At 42.2% G+C, this 14,631-nt stretch carries 16 protein-coding genes; 9 read left to right on the top strand and 7 right to left on the bottom strand.

Features of this window, described 5'->3' with window-relative positions; all coding sequences use genetic code 11:
- Window position 1 precedes the first annotated feature (1 nt).
- From V1500_RS05735 to V1500_RS05750, 4 genes are all read right to left on the bottom strand, one after another.
- The gene (locus tag V1500_RS05735) at window positions 2-871 is read right to left on the bottom strand and encodes an SDR family oxidoreductase (RefSeq protein WP_409304623.1); all 870 of its coding nucleotides are present in this window, start codon (window positions 869-871) and stop codon (window positions 2-4) included.
- Window positions 872-1,445: 574 nt separating this feature from the next.
- Window positions 1,446-1,937: a YajQ family cyclic di-GMP-binding protein gene (locus V1500_RS05740; RefSeq protein WP_409304624.1), complete on the bottom strand. Its 492-nt coding sequence runs from the start codon at window positions 1,935-1,937 to the stop codon at window positions 1,446-1,448.
- A gap of 124 nt (window positions 1,938-2,061) precedes the next feature.
- Window positions 2,062-2,193 (bottom strand): DUF3941 domain-containing protein, encoded by a 132-nt coding sequence (locus tag V1500_RS05745; protein ID WP_409304625.1) that lies wholly within the window; start codon window positions 2,191-2,193, stop codon window positions 2,062-2,064.
- A 56-nt stretch (window positions 2,194-2,249) separates the two neighbouring features.
- Entirely contained in the window at window positions 2,250-3,116 is an 867-nt protein-coding gene (locus V1500_RS05750) for a DegV family protein (RefSeq protein WP_409304626.1), read from the bottom strand.
- Between the two features lie 162 nt (window positions 3,117-3,278).
- On the opposite strand from V1500_RS05750, the gene V1500_RS05755 reads away from it, so the two are divergent.
- Both V1500_RS05755 and gsiB read left to right on the top strand, forming a co-directional pair.
- Window positions 3,279-4,121: a YitT family protein gene (locus tag V1500_RS05755; RefSeq protein ID WP_409304627.1), complete on the top strand. Its 843-nt coding sequence runs from the start codon at window positions 3,279-3,281 to the stop codon at window positions 4,119-4,121.
- Between the two features lie 313 nt (window positions 4,122-4,434).
- Window positions 4,435-4,890, top strand: coding sequence for a glucose starvation-inducible protein GsiB (gene gsiB / locus V1500_RS05760; RefSeq protein WP_409304628.1), 456 nt, complete (start codon window positions 4,435-4,437; stop codon window positions 4,888-4,890).
- Between the two features lie 208 nt (window positions 4,891-5,098).
- Here the strand turns inward: gsiB and V1500_RS05765 are convergent, their stop codons facing one another.
- Together V1500_RS05765 and V1500_RS05770 are read right to left on the bottom strand one after the other, a co-directional pair.
- A complete protein-coding gene (locus tag V1500_RS05765) occupies window positions 5,099-5,251 on the bottom strand; it encodes a hypothetical protein (RefSeq protein WP_409304629.1) in 153 nt (50 codons plus the stop codon).
- 118 nt (window positions 5,252-5,369) lie between these two features.
- Entirely contained in the window at window positions 5,370-6,188 is an 819-nt protein-coding gene (locus V1500_RS05770; RefSeq protein WP_409304630.1) for a Cof-type HAD-IIB family hydrolase, read from the bottom strand.
- 231 nt (window positions 6,189-6,419) lie between these two features.
- On the opposite strand from V1500_RS05770, the gene V1500_RS05775 reads away from it, so the two are divergent.
- The 3 genes from V1500_RS05775 (at window position 6,420) to moaA (ending at window position 9,096) form a co-directional block, all read left to right on the top strand.
- Complete coding sequence (locus tag V1500_RS05775; protein ID WP_409304631.1) at window positions 6,420-7,205, top strand: prolyl oligopeptidase family serine peptidase; 786 nt, start codon at window positions 6,420-6,422, stop codon at window positions 7,203-7,205.
- Window positions 7,206-7,268: 63 nt separating this feature from the next.
- Window positions 7,269-7,577 carry a metal-sulfur cluster assembly factor gene (locus tag V1500_RS05780; RefSeq protein ID WP_409304632.1) on the top strand — a complete coding sequence of 103 codons (309 nt, stop codon included), beginning with the start codon at window positions 7,269-7,271 and terminating at the stop codon, window positions 7,575-7,577.
- 502 nt (window positions 7,578-8,079) lie between these two features.
- A complete protein-coding gene (gene moaA / locus V1500_RS05785) occupies window positions 8,080-9,096 on the top strand; it encodes a GTP 3',8-cyclase MoaA (protein ID WP_409304633.1) in 1,017 nt (338 codons plus the stop codon).
- Window positions 9,097-9,215: 119 nt separating this feature from the next.
- Here the strand turns inward: moaA and V1500_RS05790 are convergent, their stop codons facing one another.
- Window positions 9,216-9,905 carry a Crp/Fnr family transcriptional regulator gene (locus V1500_RS05790; RefSeq protein ID WP_409304634.1) on the bottom strand — a complete coding sequence of 230 codons (690 nt, stop codon included), beginning with the start codon at window positions 9,903-9,905 and terminating at the stop codon, window positions 9,216-9,218.
- A 480-nt stretch (window positions 9,906-10,385) separates the two neighbouring features.
- Between V1500_RS05790 and argC the strand changes: the two genes are divergently transcribed.
- Genes argC through V1500_RS05810 form a run of 4 tightly spaced genes read left to right on the top strand, consistent with a single transcriptional unit; the run spans window position 10,386 to window position 14,603 of the window.
- The gene (gene argC / locus V1500_RS05795; RefSeq protein ID WP_409304635.1) at window positions 10,386-11,420 is read left to right on the top strand and encodes an N-acetyl-gamma-glutamyl-phosphate reductase; all 1,035 of its coding nucleotides are present in this window, start codon (window positions 10,386-10,388) and stop codon (window positions 11,418-11,420) included.
- A 17-nt stretch (window positions 11,421-11,437) separates the two neighbouring features.
- Window positions 11,438-12,670 (top strand): bifunctional ornithine acetyltransferase/N-acetylglutamate synthase, encoded by a 1,233-nt coding sequence (gene argJ, locus V1500_RS05800; protein WP_409304636.1) that lies wholly within the window; start codon window positions 11,438-11,440, stop codon window positions 12,668-12,670.
- Window positions 12,671-12,681: 11 nt separating this feature from the next.
- A complete protein-coding gene (argB, locus tag V1500_RS05805; RefSeq protein ID WP_409304637.1) occupies window positions 12,682-13,452 on the top strand; it encodes an acetylglutamate kinase in 771 nt (256 codons plus the stop codon).
- Complete coding sequence (locus V1500_RS05810) at window positions 13,449-14,603, top strand: acetylornithine transaminase (protein ID WP_409304638.1); 1,155 nt, start codon at window positions 13,449-13,451, stop codon at window positions 14,601-14,603. The genes argB and V1500_RS05810 overlap by 4 nt, the downstream gene beginning before the upstream one ends.
- The last annotated feature ends 28 nt before the right edge of the window (window positions 14,604-14,631 follow it).

Consider the following 14,631-nt stretch of genomic DNA (forward strand, 5'->3'; position numbering starts at 1 on the left):
ATTACCCGTTGACAACCTTGCCGCCGTTAATATGGATAACCTGTCCACTGATGTACGAAGAATCTTCACTTGCCAGAAATACGTAAGCTGGTGCGAGTTCTTCAGGTTGTCCTGCCCGGCCCATTGGTGTATTGGTCCCGAATTTTTCTACCTGTTCAGCTGTAAATGTCGATGGAATGAGCGGTGTCCATATCGGTCCGGGAGCGACTCCATTTACGCGGATTCCTTCCTTGGAAATGGAATTGGACAGGGCGCGGGTGAACGAAACAATGGCTCCTTTTGTGGAGGAGTAATCAATTAATTGCGGATTCCCTTCATAAGCAGTAACCGACGCTGTATTTATAATTGCGCTTCCCTTTTTAAAATGCGGCAGTACAGCCTTCGTCAGATAGAACATGGAGAAAATATTCGTCCTAAAGGTTTTCTCCAGCTGTTCAGAAGTAATGTCGAGAATGCTTTCCTGAGGATGCTGCTCGGCAGCATTGTTAACCAATATGTCTATTGATCCAAATTCTCCAACTGTTTTCTCAACAACGTCCTTACAGAATGCTTCATCCCCAAGGTCCCCGGCAAGCAGAAGGCAGCGCTGGCCCTCCTGTTCAACTAGCTGCTTGGTCTCCTCCGCATCCGTATGTTCGTTTAAGTATACAATGGCAACATTGGCTCCTTCCTTAGCGTAGTAGATGGCCACTGATTTACCAATTCCGCTGTCACCGCCTGTTATAATGGCTGTTTTCCCTTTTAACTTGCCGCTGCCTTTATAATTCGATTTCACCGATTCCGGATTCGGGTGCATCTCCTGTTCTGTTCCCGGCTGATGGTCCTGATGCTGTGGCGGAAAGCCTTGCTTGTTATTTTGTTCAGTACTCATATAGATCCCTCCATTCATGATTCTTCTATACTTATTCCATTTATGCATAGAGCAAAAACATGGAAAAAAATAGAAAGCGGATATAAAGGAGGGAGGATTCCGGGATTAAAGGTGCACTAAGTAATTAATACTCAGAAAGTAAACAAAACTTCTCCCAGAATATAGACAAACGCAATCTAGTAATTTGCCTGTTAACGGCGTATATTGATTGCAGTAAAATGTACTTCGCTTTCCGCTGGGCGGACAGCGTTCTTGGTCCAGTGAAAAATCTGGCAGGAGTATGTGGAAGAAGCTGACCTATCTCGGTCATTAAGAGGATGTCAAACCGTTTTATGCGAAACGTAAGGAAACGATTGAGCTTGTATTCAAATATGCAAAAGAAAGCATGGCATGCTTTGGGCATCAAAGGGAACTTTGCAGATGCAGGAAATGGCCAATTGGGCCAGGAGGGAGCAATAGTTTGACATTAGGGAGGCCAAGGCTTGAATTGGTGTCTTTGTACTAAGAAAAGGGATTCGGAATACTTCCATCCCGCCCCCCTTTGTGTAGACAACCCCAAAATGCAGCTGCCTGCTTATCTGTAATTAATAAATTGTACCTCGATGGACAAATCGGCATCGCGGATGGCGGAAATGATCTTTTGCAGATCATCTCTGCTTTTTCCGGTTACACGGATTTGATCCTCCTGTATTTGGCTTTTCACCTTGAGGCCGGAATTTTTAATGATTGTGTTTATTTTTTTTGCCTGCTCTTTATCTATCCCCTGTATAAGCTTGGCACGCTGCCGAACAGTGCCGCCGGAAGCACCTTCGATTTTTCCGTAATCAAGGTTCTTGATTGGGACTCCGCGCTTTACCAGCTTGCTGAGCAATACATCCTTGAGCTGGTCAAGCTTGTATTCGTCATCAGATAATAATACCAGCTCTTCCTTTTCCAGCGTGATATTGCTTTTGCTACCTTTAAAATCATACCGGGTTTGTACTTCTTTCATGGCCATTGTAACGGCATTTGACACTTCTGAAAAATCTACTTTCGAAACGATATCGAATGAACTCTCTTTTGACATAATTAACCTCCAGATACTCAGGTTTAGGTTCTTTAATTATAGAGTAATCCTCTATTCAATGACAACTAATGCCGTCTGTACAAAATGAAAAGGCAGGGGTTGTCGCCCTGCCATTCAAAAGATTTTATTTGTGATCCGTCTTTTTTGAATAGGAATGCTTGCCAGCCTGCTTGTTCCTTTGGTATAAAATATTCTTTTGCTCATTGCGTGCCTGATTGTCTTCAGGCCTTTTATCATCGTCTTTTGTGTGAGACATAAATTCATGGCTCCCTTCGTCAATATGGTTATATTGTTCGATTGGAGCCGTAATTATTATTCCTGCGGCGGCAGCTCATTTAAGAAAAACAGCGCCATGGTTCCAGGTCCAACGTGCGCTCCAATTGCGGCACCAATTGAATTGATAACAAAATCAGTGGCGCCGAATTCTTCCTGAATCGCCTGCTTCCATTCCAGGGCTGTCTCTTCATCGTCCCCATGGCTGATGGCCAGGGTTTGATTTTTAATATCGATACCACGTTCATGCATCAATTCAATCACGCGCTTCAACAATTTCTTTTTCCCGCGGATCTTCTCCAGGGGAATCAGCTTTCCATCTTCCACATGAAGAAGAGGTTTGATATTCAAAAGGCCGCCCACAAAAGCTGACGCTTTCGAAATACGGCCGCCTCTTGCAAGGTACTCCAAATTATCGACTGTAAAGAGATGCTCCATATGCTTTGCATGAAATTCAACAGCATCAAGGATTGTCTCCTTCGAAGCATTATCGTTTGCAAGCTGGGAAGCATGCTGCACTACAAGGCCATATCCAAGTGAAGCGCATTTTGAATCCACTATCTCAATATCACAGTCAGGATACTCTTCCTTTACTTGGTTTCTTACCATTACAGCAGTTTGAAAAGTTCCGGATAATTCGGAAGAAAAAGCAATATAGACGGCTTGTTTATTTTGCTTTGCTATGTCTGTAAATACCTTGAGGAAATATTCAGGCGAAACCTGTGAAGTTTTTGGAGCTTTTCCTTCACGCAAAGCATCATATACTTGCTTGGGTGATATTGTTTGTAAGTCCTGATAGGTTTCTCCGTCTAATAAAACCTGCAATGGTACAAACTGTACATTATGTTCTTTGTAAAATTGCATTGGCAAATCACTTGCACTATCCGCGATAATTTGAACGGACATCTTTACACCAGCCTTTATTTATTTAGTAACAATTGTATGTAAGAGTATTTGCGACTATTTTCAGTTTAGCAAACATATGCAAAAAAAACACTCTATTCATTGTATAGAATAGCATGCTTTGGGTATTACGATACTATGTTATACGAATCAGGAGGGACAGCCATGTATGTAGCAGAAATAAAAAAAATCCTGGTGGTGGTGATCGGAGCTTTTTTGAATGGGATTGCGATGAATTTCTTTCTGATCCCTGCTAAAGTGTATGCAAGCGGGTTTACAGGGGCCGCACAGCTCCTATCCAGCATCCTCGGTACATTTTCCCCGGTACATATTTCTACGGGGATATTACTTTTCCTGCTAAATGTGCCGGTTACGATCATAGCGTGGAAAAAAATAGGCAGATCATTTACGTTATATAGCTTTTTTAGTGTCATACTAATGTCATTTTTTCTTGAGGTAATACCCGTTCATCGTGTATCCCATGATATTCTGCTTAATGCAGTTTTTGGTGCCGTCATTGCAGCTATCGGCGTAGGAATCACATTAAAATATGGCGCATCAACCGGGGGAATGGATATCATTGCGATGCTTCTGTCCCGTTTAAAGGACAAGCCAGTAGGCACTTATTTCTTTATTTTAAACGCCGTGATCATTATAACTGCAGGAAGCCTTTATGGATGGGAAAACGCCTTATATACGCTTGTTGCTTTGTATGCATCGACCAGAGTGATAGATGCCATCCATACAAGACATGAAAAGCTGACGGCCATGATCATCACTAAAAAAAGCGGAGAGCTGAAAGAAGCCATTCATTCAAAATTGGTTCGAGGAATAACAATCATCCCTGCAAAAGGTGCATTTACAAATGAAAACAAGGAAATGATCATGATTGTGATTACAAGATATGAACTTTATGACCTTGAGAATATTATTCACAAAGTTGACCCATCCGCATTTACAAATATTATAGAAACGTCAGGGATACTGGGAGCATTCAGGAAGGACTGAAGTATATTTGCGTATAGTGTCGAATTGTGCCCTTCTATTTAGAGCAGCTTTGCTTGATACAATTTCGTTGACCGGATTTATCAGCCTTGTAATTCTCAAGCTCTTTCTGCCAACTGATGGTACCAATTTGCTAAAACTATATAATTAACAGCCACTTGTAAGAAAAAGCATTATTACAGCATTGTTGTAATGATATTACGATATCATTGCAGTTATGAAAAAAGTACCTGTTTTTTGTTTAAGGGCGTCGTATTCTGGCTAATTGATAAGTGTACCAACTATCGTACAAAAATCTTTATTAGGAGTGATTTATATGGCTAGGAATGACGACGGCAAGATGAGCAGAGAAGAAGCAGGCAAAAAAGGCGGAGAAGCTACATCTAGAAATCACGACAAAGATTTTTATCAGGAGATAGGCCGTAAGGGCGGGGAAGCCACTGCCGAAAATCATGACAAGGAATTCTATCAGGAAATAGGCCGAAAAGGCGGAGAAGCCACTGCCGAAAGCCATGACAAGGAATTTTACCAGGAAATAGGTCGAAAAGGCGGGGAAGCCACTGCCGAAAGCCATGATAAGGAATTTTATCAGGAGATAGGCCGTAAGGGCGGGGAAGCTACTGCAGAAAATCATGATAAGGAATTCTATCAGGAAATAGGCCGAAAAGGCGGGGAAGCCACTTCCGAAAACCATGACAGGGAGTTCTATGAAGAAATTGGCGAAAAGGGTGGAAACAGCCGTAACAATAACAGGAACAAAGATAATGAGTAAATAGAGTTGAAAGAAGGCCTCCATCTGAAAAGATGGAGGCCTTTGTGTTAAGTAATATACTTGTTGAGGAAAGAAACGCCTTCTGCTGAAATCGGAGGAGGAATCGCATTGTTCCTGTAATCTTCATAACTCCGTCCTGCTTCCCTGCTCGTTATAGAGAAATCCTTTATCAATCCTTCAGCTGACGTTTGTTTGAAGAAATGGCCCATTAAAATCCACCGTAGCTTTGTTCAGACATGGTTTGAAGTTTGCTGGCTTCCGCTTCCGCGTATGTCGTATGATAAGGAATCCTGTTCGCATGCCTTGTAACTGAATGTGTACCTTGCTGTACAAAACGTTTAGACTTGTTGCTTTTTCCCATCTTATCGCCTCCACGGTGAGCTTTAGACACAGGTACTTGCTACTGTGTCACCGTTAGTTTTTTCCTTACAGGGGACAATTAATCAGGATAAAAAAATGGGAATGACATAAAACAAGTATTAAGCGGTAGCAATATTAAATTTGTCTTCGAGGAATACCGCGATTCCGTCTTCCTCATTAGTGAGAGTCGTGACATTAGCAATATTTTTCAATTCCTGGATCGCATTTCCCATGGCCACCCCGGTGCCTGCATAATCAAGCATTTCCAAATCATTATCCTCATCACCAAAAGCGATGATCCGTTCCCTGGGAATGCCGAGGCTCTTAGCAACTTTATGTATACCGACTGCCTTGCTTAAGCCGGCTTTAACAATTTCGATTACATGGAAGGGATCAGCCCATCTCCTGTGGTCGATGACCTCGGCATGCACCTCTGAAAGATGGGTTCGTATATCAGAAACATGCTGGCCATCCGTATGTATCAGCATGGAAGTAGGAGAGTCTGAGAGAAAATTTCGCAAATCCCCAGTTGTGACCTTCGGGCTGCCCATTTGAAAAATATCGATAAGCTTTTCATCGTGATAATGAAAATATACGTCATCCCTTACCTCGGCAATAATATTATGAAAATGAAACTCCTGGCATGCTTCCACAATTTCCTTTGCTACGGATATATCAAGCGGTGTATGAAAGGTTCCCCATTGGTTATGCAGAGGATGATGTATAAAGGCACCGTTAAAATTGACAATGGGTGTGTCTAAGGAAAGTTCCCGATAATAAATTTCGCTTGAGCGAAAAGGACGGCCTGTAGCAATCATAATGTTGTGGCCATCGTTTTTTAATTTGTGCAATGCTTTTTTTGTTCGTGGAGAAATAGTTTTCTTGTCGGTTAGCAGCGTACCGTCAAGATCAAGGCAGATTAAATGTTTTTCTTTCATAGTACACCTTCAGTCTTTTTTGTTTTTAGAATGGAACACATCGGTTACAAACGCCGAATTTGTATTCCGGATCGCAGGGTTTCATTCAGGCACTTTTTGGGGCCTCTGTCTTTATTATATATTATTATTTTTAACTGAAAGTAAATCTTTTTCATTCATCAGCTTTTAGTTGTATAGTACAAGTAGTATGGAAATTTACTCCTAAGAGTAAATGGCACAGGAGGGTTCCAATTGATTATTATAGAAAAAGAGCTTGTCAATGATATTCCGATTTTGCATGTGGCACAGCAGGAACAATCAAATGAAACGCTTCCGCTCATTATATTTCATCATGGCTTTACGAGTGCAAAGGAGCATAATCTGCATTATGCTTATTTAATGGCGGAAAAAGGTTTCCGGGTCGTTTTGCCTGATGCTTTATTGCACGGTGAAAGGGAGAAGGATTTTTCTGAATCGCGCTTAATGATGCATTTTTGGGAAATTGTCATACGAAGCATCAACGATTTGGAAGTTATTAAAGAAGAATTTTTATCCAGGAAGCTGGCCGATTCATCGAAAATAGGCGTGGCTGGTACTTCCATGGGCGGTATTATAACCCTGGGTGCATTAGCAACGCATGATTGGATTGCAGCTGCTGTAAGCCTGATGGGGAACCCGGCCTATGTTGCCTACGCCAGGCAGCAAATTGAGGCTCTTAAAAAGTTCAATGTAAACGTGAGCCTCACAGAAAAGGAAATCGAACGGCAGCTCGATTATATATCTGAGTACGACTTAAGCATGCAGAGGGAAAAACTCGCTGGAAGGCCCTTGCTTTTCTGGCACGGGGCAAAAGATCCGATCGTGCCTTCAACCGGGGCACAGGATTTTTACGAATTAATTAAGCCGGATTATGAACAATATAAGGATAAATTATCATTTATATTGGATCAGGGGGCTGGGCATAAAGTGAGCAGGGAAGGTGTACTGCAGACAGCAGAATGGTTTGACAGGCATTTAAAGCAAATGCAAAACGCTTAAACGAATCCATCCGTTTTGGTATGATGGATTAAAGTATCATACATGTGTAAAGGAGTGTTTAATATGGATCAGGACCTAAAGGATAATATTTATGGAGCGCTTGAGCAGGTAATTGACCCTGAACTTGGCATAGATATAGTGAATCTGGGCCTTGTATATGATGTCGATTTAGATGACGAGGGGATTTTGACAGTAACAATGACCCTAACCGCAATGGGCTGTCCGTTGGCTGGTACAATTGTCGACCAGGTGAAAATTGCTGTTGAGGATATACCCGAGGTAAAGGATACAGAAGTCAACATCGTATGGAACCCGCCGTGGTCAAAGGACCGGATGTCACGCTATGCCAAAATAGCACTGGGTATAAGATAATAGCGATATTCCGGTACAGAAAGACAAGACAAGGATGAATTAAAAGTAAAGGTCAGCTGCCCAAAAGCGAGCTGGCTTTTTCTTATTTTGGCACTGTAAAAATGTAGACGCCCGGTTCCATATGTCATCCGGCTGTGTTGCTTTCGGATTGCTTCCTAGCAGGTTGGCCGTCTGCATTGCTCGACCAACATGTTGGTGGTGCTTTTCGTGAAGAGCGGGTTATTTTTGAAATATATTTTATCAGAAAAAAACTTTTATAATTGCGCTGCTTTTACAAAATGTAATCTTTTCTTTAAGAATGTCAATGGGTAATGTAAGAAATTATATCCGCATATGGACTTACAACCAATTCCAAGTGGGTATAACATTACTAAGCAACATCATTTGCATATTAGTGTAATTTGTAACGTAAACATGATAAAATCAAATATTATTATACAATTGAAGAATCATACACAGAAAATGGTTTGATGATTATACCGTTTCCTGAGGGAGTGAAGGAATGAACAACATCAAAGTAAAAGACACTCTGGACAGACCTTTAAGAGATTTACGGATTTCCGTAATAGATCGCTGTAACTTTAGATGTCAATATTGTATGCCGGCAGAAATTTTTAATGAAAGTTTTAAGTTCCTTCCCCGCGAAGAACTTTTATCATATGAAGAAATTGAGCGTGTATCACGGATTTTTGCGAGACTGGGTGTGGAAAAGCTGCGGATCACAGGCGGGGAACCATTGCTGCGTAAGAATTTGCCAGCCTTAATTAAAAATCTAACAGCAATTGAAGGAATTAACGATATTGGTTTGACGACCAACGGCGTCTTGCTCAACCGATATGCAAAAGAACTGAAAGAGGCCGGGCTGCACAGAGTTAATGTCAGCCTCGATAGTATGGAAGATGAATTGTTTAAAGAAATCAACGGCCGGAATGTCGGAACGGGGCCAGTTATTGAAGGCATGTTTGCGGCAAGAGACGCAGGTTTGGGCGTCAAGGTCAATATGGTTGTTAAAAAAGGATTGAATGAATCGCAAATCCTGCCGATGGCTCGTTTCTGTAAAAATGAAGGCTTTCAGCTCCGTTATATTGAATTCATGGATGTTGGCAACACAAATGGCTGGCAAATGGATAACGTGGTGACCAAGAAAGAAATAATCAATCTTCTTGAAACAGAATTTGAGCTGGAACCGACAGATCCTGATTATTTTGGTGAAGTAGCAAAGCGCTACCGGTATAAAGGTACTGACACTCAGGTTGGATTCATTACATCGGTTACTGAATCCTTCTGCGGCAGCTGTACCCGGGCCAGAATTTCAGCGAATGGGAGTATATACACATGCTTATTTAATGGGAATGGGCATGATATCAAAGCATTGCTGCGTTCGGATATGACTGACGAGGAGCTGACCAGCCAAATCGCGTCCATCTGGAATCATCGAAAAGACCGCTATTCCGATGAAAGAGCGGAAGGCAAAAATAATAATCAGGAAAAGATAGAAATGTCATATATAGGCGGATAACCTCAGCATTTGCTGGGGTTTTTTTGCCGCAAGGCCCGCGGTCAGCCATGTTCTTTTTTATGCTTATGCAAAAAATCCATCGTATTCCGTCCTGTACTGGGGAGATTTTTGTGCCGGTCCTATTCTATATTGCATACTTCTATAGGACAATCTTCACAGTGGATTTCCCGCTTTAAATGTTCCAAATCATGGATCGTAATAATCCCCTTTTCACTGGAGATGATTCTATAATTTCTCAGTTCGCTGAGCATTCGGTTGATTCCCTCCCTGGATGTACCACAGAAATTTGCCAGATCCTGATTTGTTAAAGGAAGGCTGATCGTGATTCCGGCTTCATGTTTGACTCCATAACTATTTGTGAGACGAATGAGGGTGGAATATAAAGCCCCTTTTTTTCCATGAAGGATTAAGTCCCGGAATTTAGTCTGGGTAATTCTATACTGGTCAGCCAGCCACTTCATGACTCCGATAGCAAGCTCTCCATTCAAGGTAATTTTCTCCTCCAGGTCCACCTTTGGAATAACTGCAACCTTTCCAGCTTCTATCATCTTCGCGTTCATCATATATTTCGGTGATGAAGAGAAAAGAACCATTTCTCCTACTATCTCGTTTCGGGAACATACCCGCAATGCGAGTTCTCTGCCGTCCGGAATAATTTTAGAGAGCTGAACTTTTCCCTCCAGAATGAAAAATAGCTCTTTTGCAGGGGTGCTCTCCTGAAAAACATAACAGCCTTTCATTATTTTCCGGACTGGATAATGATCGTATATCATCTCCTGAAGCTGAAGAGGTATAGCATATTGATGCATGAGTTTCCCTCCGATACGAAATCGCTTCTTGCTTGATATTGATTTAATAGGAAAAAACACCCTTAGTCAACCTGTTTTGGCTTAATTACTATGCAGATAGTGGAAATGTCATAAACTTGCCAAATTCTTAAAATAAAATTTACAGAATAGTCATTGATTTATAAACATGCAAGTTGAAGGGGTAATAAGTTCTCTATCTTTAAGCGGATTAATCGCAAAAAAAAGTTGAATAGACAGGTTTGAACTAGAATTCCGTGGGTATAAGGGTCTTTGTACATAATTATTTGATAAAAAATATTAGGGATGTTCCTGTTGGAGCAGATGCATGGCCTATCCGAAAAATGATTGGTTATTTAGTTGGAATTTATAATAATACATTTGATTTTATTTTTATTCAGTCATATAATGGTGGAAAACATATTAAAAAATTTAAAATATTTCTTTATTGTACTGGTAACTCTTTGAAACGGAGATGGTTTTTTGAAGGCGTCGATTGTAGGAGCCACTGGATACGGAGGTTTGGAATTAATAAGAATCATCAAGAATCACCCGTCCTTGGAGATTGCATCCTTGCATACATCCTCTCAGGTTGGAAGTGTTTTGGGAGAAGAGAATCATCATTTACTTCATCTGCATGAAAAGCTGGAGCAAATAGATCCCGAACTGATTGCAAAAAAGGCAGATATCGTTTTTCTTGCCACTCCTAGCGGCGTGTCCAATAAACTGGTACCCGCATTGGTGGAACTTGGTATAAAGGTAATCGACCTATCCGGGGACTTAAGATTGAAAGATCCGCAGCTGTATGAAAAATGGTATCACCATCAACCAGCAGAAGCGCGGATATTGGATAAGTCTGTTTATGGTCTATCTGAATGGAATAGGGAACAGATTGCAAAGGCCAGCCTGATTGCAAATCCGGGGTGCTATCCAACAGCCACTTTGCTTGGGCTTGCTCCGCTTTTCACAGAAGGATGGGGATTAGGGCAGGACGTAATCGTAGATGCTAAATCGGGCATATCAGGGGCAGGGAAAACACCGTCACAAGCCACACATTTTAGCGAAATCAATGAAAACTTCAAAATATATAAAGTGCATAAGCACCAGCATATACCCGAAATTGAACAACAGCTCGGAATATGGTCACAAGACCTGGGACCAGTATCCTTCACAACTCATTTAGTACCAATGACAAGAGGCATCATGGCTACCATGTATGTCAAGCTAAAGAAGGAGACTAGTACCGAGAGCTTGCTAGAATTATATAAATCCATCTATGAAAACCACTATTTTGTGAGAATACAGCCATTGGATACCTTTCCAAGCACAAAACAGGTCTTTGGCTCTAACTTCTGCGATATAGGAATTGCTTATGATGAACGGACCAATAAAGTTACCATTGCATCAGTCATAGATAATTTGATGAAAGGAGCAGCCGGCCAGGCTGTCCAAAATGCAAATATAATGATGGGTATCGAAGAAACGGCAGGATTAGTGAATATTCCGTTATACCCTTAACTTTTTAGGAGGCTGACATGAAAACTTTACAAAAGGTTGAAAGAATTCAACAAATCAAGCTCGGGAATATCCTGTCGCCATCCGGCTTTAAAGCAGCAGGAGTTCACGCTGGATTACGATATTCCAAGAAGGATATCGGTGTGATCCTGTCAGAAACACCTGCAGCCTGTGCGGCAGTTTATACACAAAGCGCCATACAGGCTGCCCCGCTTGATGTCACCCGGGACAGCATTACAATAGAGAACAAGCTTCAGGGAGTAATCGTCAATAGTGCCTGCGCCAACGCATGTACAGGAAAGAAGGGCATGATGGATGCGTATGAAATGAGGAAGCACGCTGCATCGCAATTCGGGCTTCCTGATCATTATATGGCAGTTGCATCCACGGGGGTCATTGGAGAATTCTTGCCAATGGATAAAATCAAAGCAGGCATAGAGATGTTATGTCCAAGTGAATCAATTGAAAGCGCCGAGGATTTTGAAACGGCTATACTTACAACCGATACAATTACAAAAAACTGCGGATACCAGGCTATCATTGATGGCAAGGTGGTCAAGATGGGCGGTGCCGCAAAGGGGTCGGGCATGATCCACCCAAATATGGCTACAATGCTTGGTTTCATTACAACTGATGCTGCAATTGAAAGCCAGGACCTTCAGGCAGCATTGTCTCAGGTAACAGATGTGACCTTTAATCAAATCACAGTGGATGGCGATACATCTACAAATGATATGGTGATTGTATTAGCGAATGGCGAGGCAGGAAACAATCCTTTAACTCCTGAGCATCCGGAATGGGATACTTTTGTAGACCTGCTCCGTGAAACCTCAGAGAATCTGGCTAAACAGATTGCAAAGGACGGAGAGGGGGCCACAAAGCTGATTGAAGTAAATGTATCAGGCATGAAAACACAGCCTGATGCCATGAAAATGGCAAAAACGATTATAGGATCAAATCTTGTAAAAACAGCCGTCTATGGCTCGGATGCAAATTGGGGAAGAGTGATTGCTGCAATGGGAAGGAGCGATGTTCCTTTCACTCCGGAAAAGGTAAATATTTCCTTCGGTGAGATACAAGTATTTAAAGACGGAGAACCTGCCTCCTTCTCAGAGGAAGAAGCAAAGCTGTATCTTGAAAACGAAACCGTGGTGGTAAATGTTGAGCTGCAGGAAGGCGACAAATCCGGTACCGCCTGGGGCTGTGACCTGACATACGATTATGTGAAAATTAATGCAAGCTATCGTTCCTAAGGAGGCCCCTGATGAAAATCCTTGTTATTAAATGCGGGGGGAGCATCATGGAAAATCTGTCCCCTTCCTTTTTTAAAAGTATTAAAGAGCTGCAGGCTAAAGAATATCGCTTAGTATTTGTGCATGGCGGGGGTTCTGATATAAATAATATGCTTTCACAATATGGGATCGAGCCAGTATTTGTGGATGGACTTAGAAAAACCACAGCAGAAGTGTTGGCGGTGGTTGAATTGATGCTTGCAGGGAAGTCCAATCGGAGCCTTGTCCATAAGCTGGAGATGAACGGGGTTCGGGCCATTGGTTTGAATGGTTCAGATGGAATCCTCCAGGGGAATTTCATTGATGAAACTAAATTAGGTGCTGTCGGTGAGGTTTCGAATGTTAATACCAATTTACTGAAGCTAGTCTTAGATCAGGGGATCAGCCCTGTCCTGACTCCCATAGCTATTACGGATACAGGGAATAAGCTGAATGTAAATGCCGACATGGCGGCTGGAGCCGTAGCAAAGGCTCTTGGCGCTGAAATGTGTTTATTTGTAACTGACGTAAAAGGGGTTTTAAAGGAGAAGAAAATTCTCGAGCAGCTTACCGCCAGGGAGACCAGTGAAATGATTGAATCGGGTGATATTTACGGAGGGATGATTCCAAAGGTAGAAACGGCGCTTTCGGTACTCCAGAAAGGCACGAAAGAGGTTATGATTGTAAGCGGCAAAGACACCTTTTATGAAAATGAGCGATTTCTAGGGACAAGGTTTGTCCGTGAGGAGGCTATATATCAATGAACTCTTTATTTCCTACCTATCTTAGATGGAATATAGAACCTGAACATGCAAAGGGTTCATGGCTGACAAGTACGGAAGGCAAGGAGTACCTTGACTTCACATCCGGGATAGGGGTAACCAATTTGGGCCACTGCAATGACCAGGTAACCGAAGCTATACAGACTCAGCTAGGTAAATTCTGGCATACATCTAATATGTTCCTAATTGGAGTCCAGCAAAAAGCGGCCGATCTTCTGGCTGAGGCGGCAGGACTGGACTGTGTATTCTTCAGTAACAGCGGAGCCGAGGCTAATGAAGCTGCCATAAAGCTTGCCAGGAAAGCAACCACGCGCAACAAAATTGTAACCTTCCACAATTCCTTTCATGGAAGGACCTTTGCCACTATGGCTGCAACGGGACAGGATAAAATAAAAACAGGGTATGGGCCAATGCTTCCCACCTTTGAATATGTCAGTTTCAATGATTCTGCTGAACTATTAAAAGCTGTGGATGAAGATACTGCCGCTGTAATGCTCGAAATTGTTCAGGGAGAAGGCGGAATTCATGTGGCACAGCAGGAGTTCTTGAATACTATAACAGAGGCTTGCAGGGCCAAAGGAGCCTTGATCATTGTGGATGAGGTTCAAACGGGCATCGGCCGGACGGGCAAACCATTTGCCTATCAGCATTTCGACTTTAAACCCGATATTATTACTTCCGCAAAAGGGCTTGGCAATGGCCTGCCGATAGGCGCCATGATTGGCAAGAAGGAACTGGCAGAATATTTTGGTCCCGGAAGCCATGGTTCTACTTTTGGAGGAAATCCTTTATGTGCGTCGGCTGCCGTAGCTGTGCTGCAAACCATCATGCAGCCTGGATTTATGGAGGAAGCGGCAAAAAAAGGAGAGTATCTCCAAAACGCGCTTAAGAAAGTAATGGAGGATACAAAGATGGTCAAAGACCTGCGTACTTTTGGATTAATGGCAGGAATTGAGCTGAATGTAGAGGCTCAGCAGGCATTGCTGGATCTCCAGGAACAAGGGCTTCTTGTTCTAACGGCAGGTCCAAATGTGTTAAGGCTTCTTCCTCCTTTAACAGTAGAATACGCTGAAATAGATACGGCGGTTGAAAAAATTTCAAAAATCCTTTCTGAGTCACTAACAGTCTCTTAAGACTGTTTTTTTCAGAAAAACATTGTAT

It is taken from the genome of Peribacillus sedimenti, from assembly GCF_046237635.1.
Lineage (GTDB): Bacteria > Bacillota > Bacilli > Bacillales > DSM-1321 > Peribacillus > Peribacillus sedimenti.

Coding starts and splice junctions, on each gene's coding strand:
- V1500_RS05735 (WP_409304623.1), bottom strand. CDS start 871: ATGAGTACTGAACAAAATAACAAGCAAGGCTTTCCGCCACAGCATCAG.
- V1500_RS05740 (WP_409304624.1), bottom strand. CDS start 1,937: ATGTCAAAAGAGAGTTCATTCGATATCGTTTCGAAAGTAGATTTTTCA.
- V1500_RS05745 (WP_409304625.1), bottom strand. CDS start 2,193: ATGTCTCACACAAAAGACGATGATAAAAGGCCTGAAGACAATCAGGCA.
- V1500_RS05750 (WP_409304626.1), bottom strand. CDS start 3,116: ATGTCCGTTCAAATTATCGCGGATAGTGCAAGTGATTTGCCAATGCAA.
- V1500_RS05755 (WP_409304627.1), top strand. CDS start 3,279: ATGTATGTAGCAGAAATAAAAAAAATCCTGGTGGTGGTGATCGGAGCT.
- gsiB (WP_409304628.1), top strand. CDS start 4,435: ATGGCTAGGAATGACGACGGCAAGATGAGCAGAGAAGAAGCAGGCAAA.
- V1500_RS05765 (WP_409304629.1), bottom strand. CDS start 5,251: ATGGGAAAAAGCAACAAGTCTAAACGTTTTGTACAGCAAGGTACACAT.
- V1500_RS05770 (WP_409304630.1), bottom strand. CDS start 6,188: ATGAAAGAAAAACATTTAATCTGCCTTGATCTTGACGGTACGCTGCTA.
- V1500_RS05780 (WP_409304632.1), top strand. CDS start 7,269: ATGGATCAGGACCTAAAGGATAATATTTATGGAGCGCTTGAGCAGGTA.
- moaA (WP_409304633.1), top strand. CDS start 8,080: ATGAACAACATCAAAGTAAAAGACACTCTGGACAGACCTTTAAGAGAT.
- V1500_RS05790 (WP_409304634.1), bottom strand. CDS start 9,905: ATGCATCAATATGCTATACCTCTTCAGCTTCAGGAGATGATATACGAT.
- argJ (WP_409304636.1), top strand. CDS start 11,438: ATGAAAACTTTACAAAAGGTTGAAAGAATTCAACAAATCAAGCTCGGG.
- argB (WP_409304637.1), top strand. CDS start 12,682: ATGAAAATCCTTGTTATTAAATGCGGGGGGAGCATCATGGAAAATCTG.
- V1500_RS05810 (WP_409304638.1), top strand. CDS start 13,449: ATGAACTCTTTATTTCCTACCTATCTTAGATGGAATATAGAACCTGAA.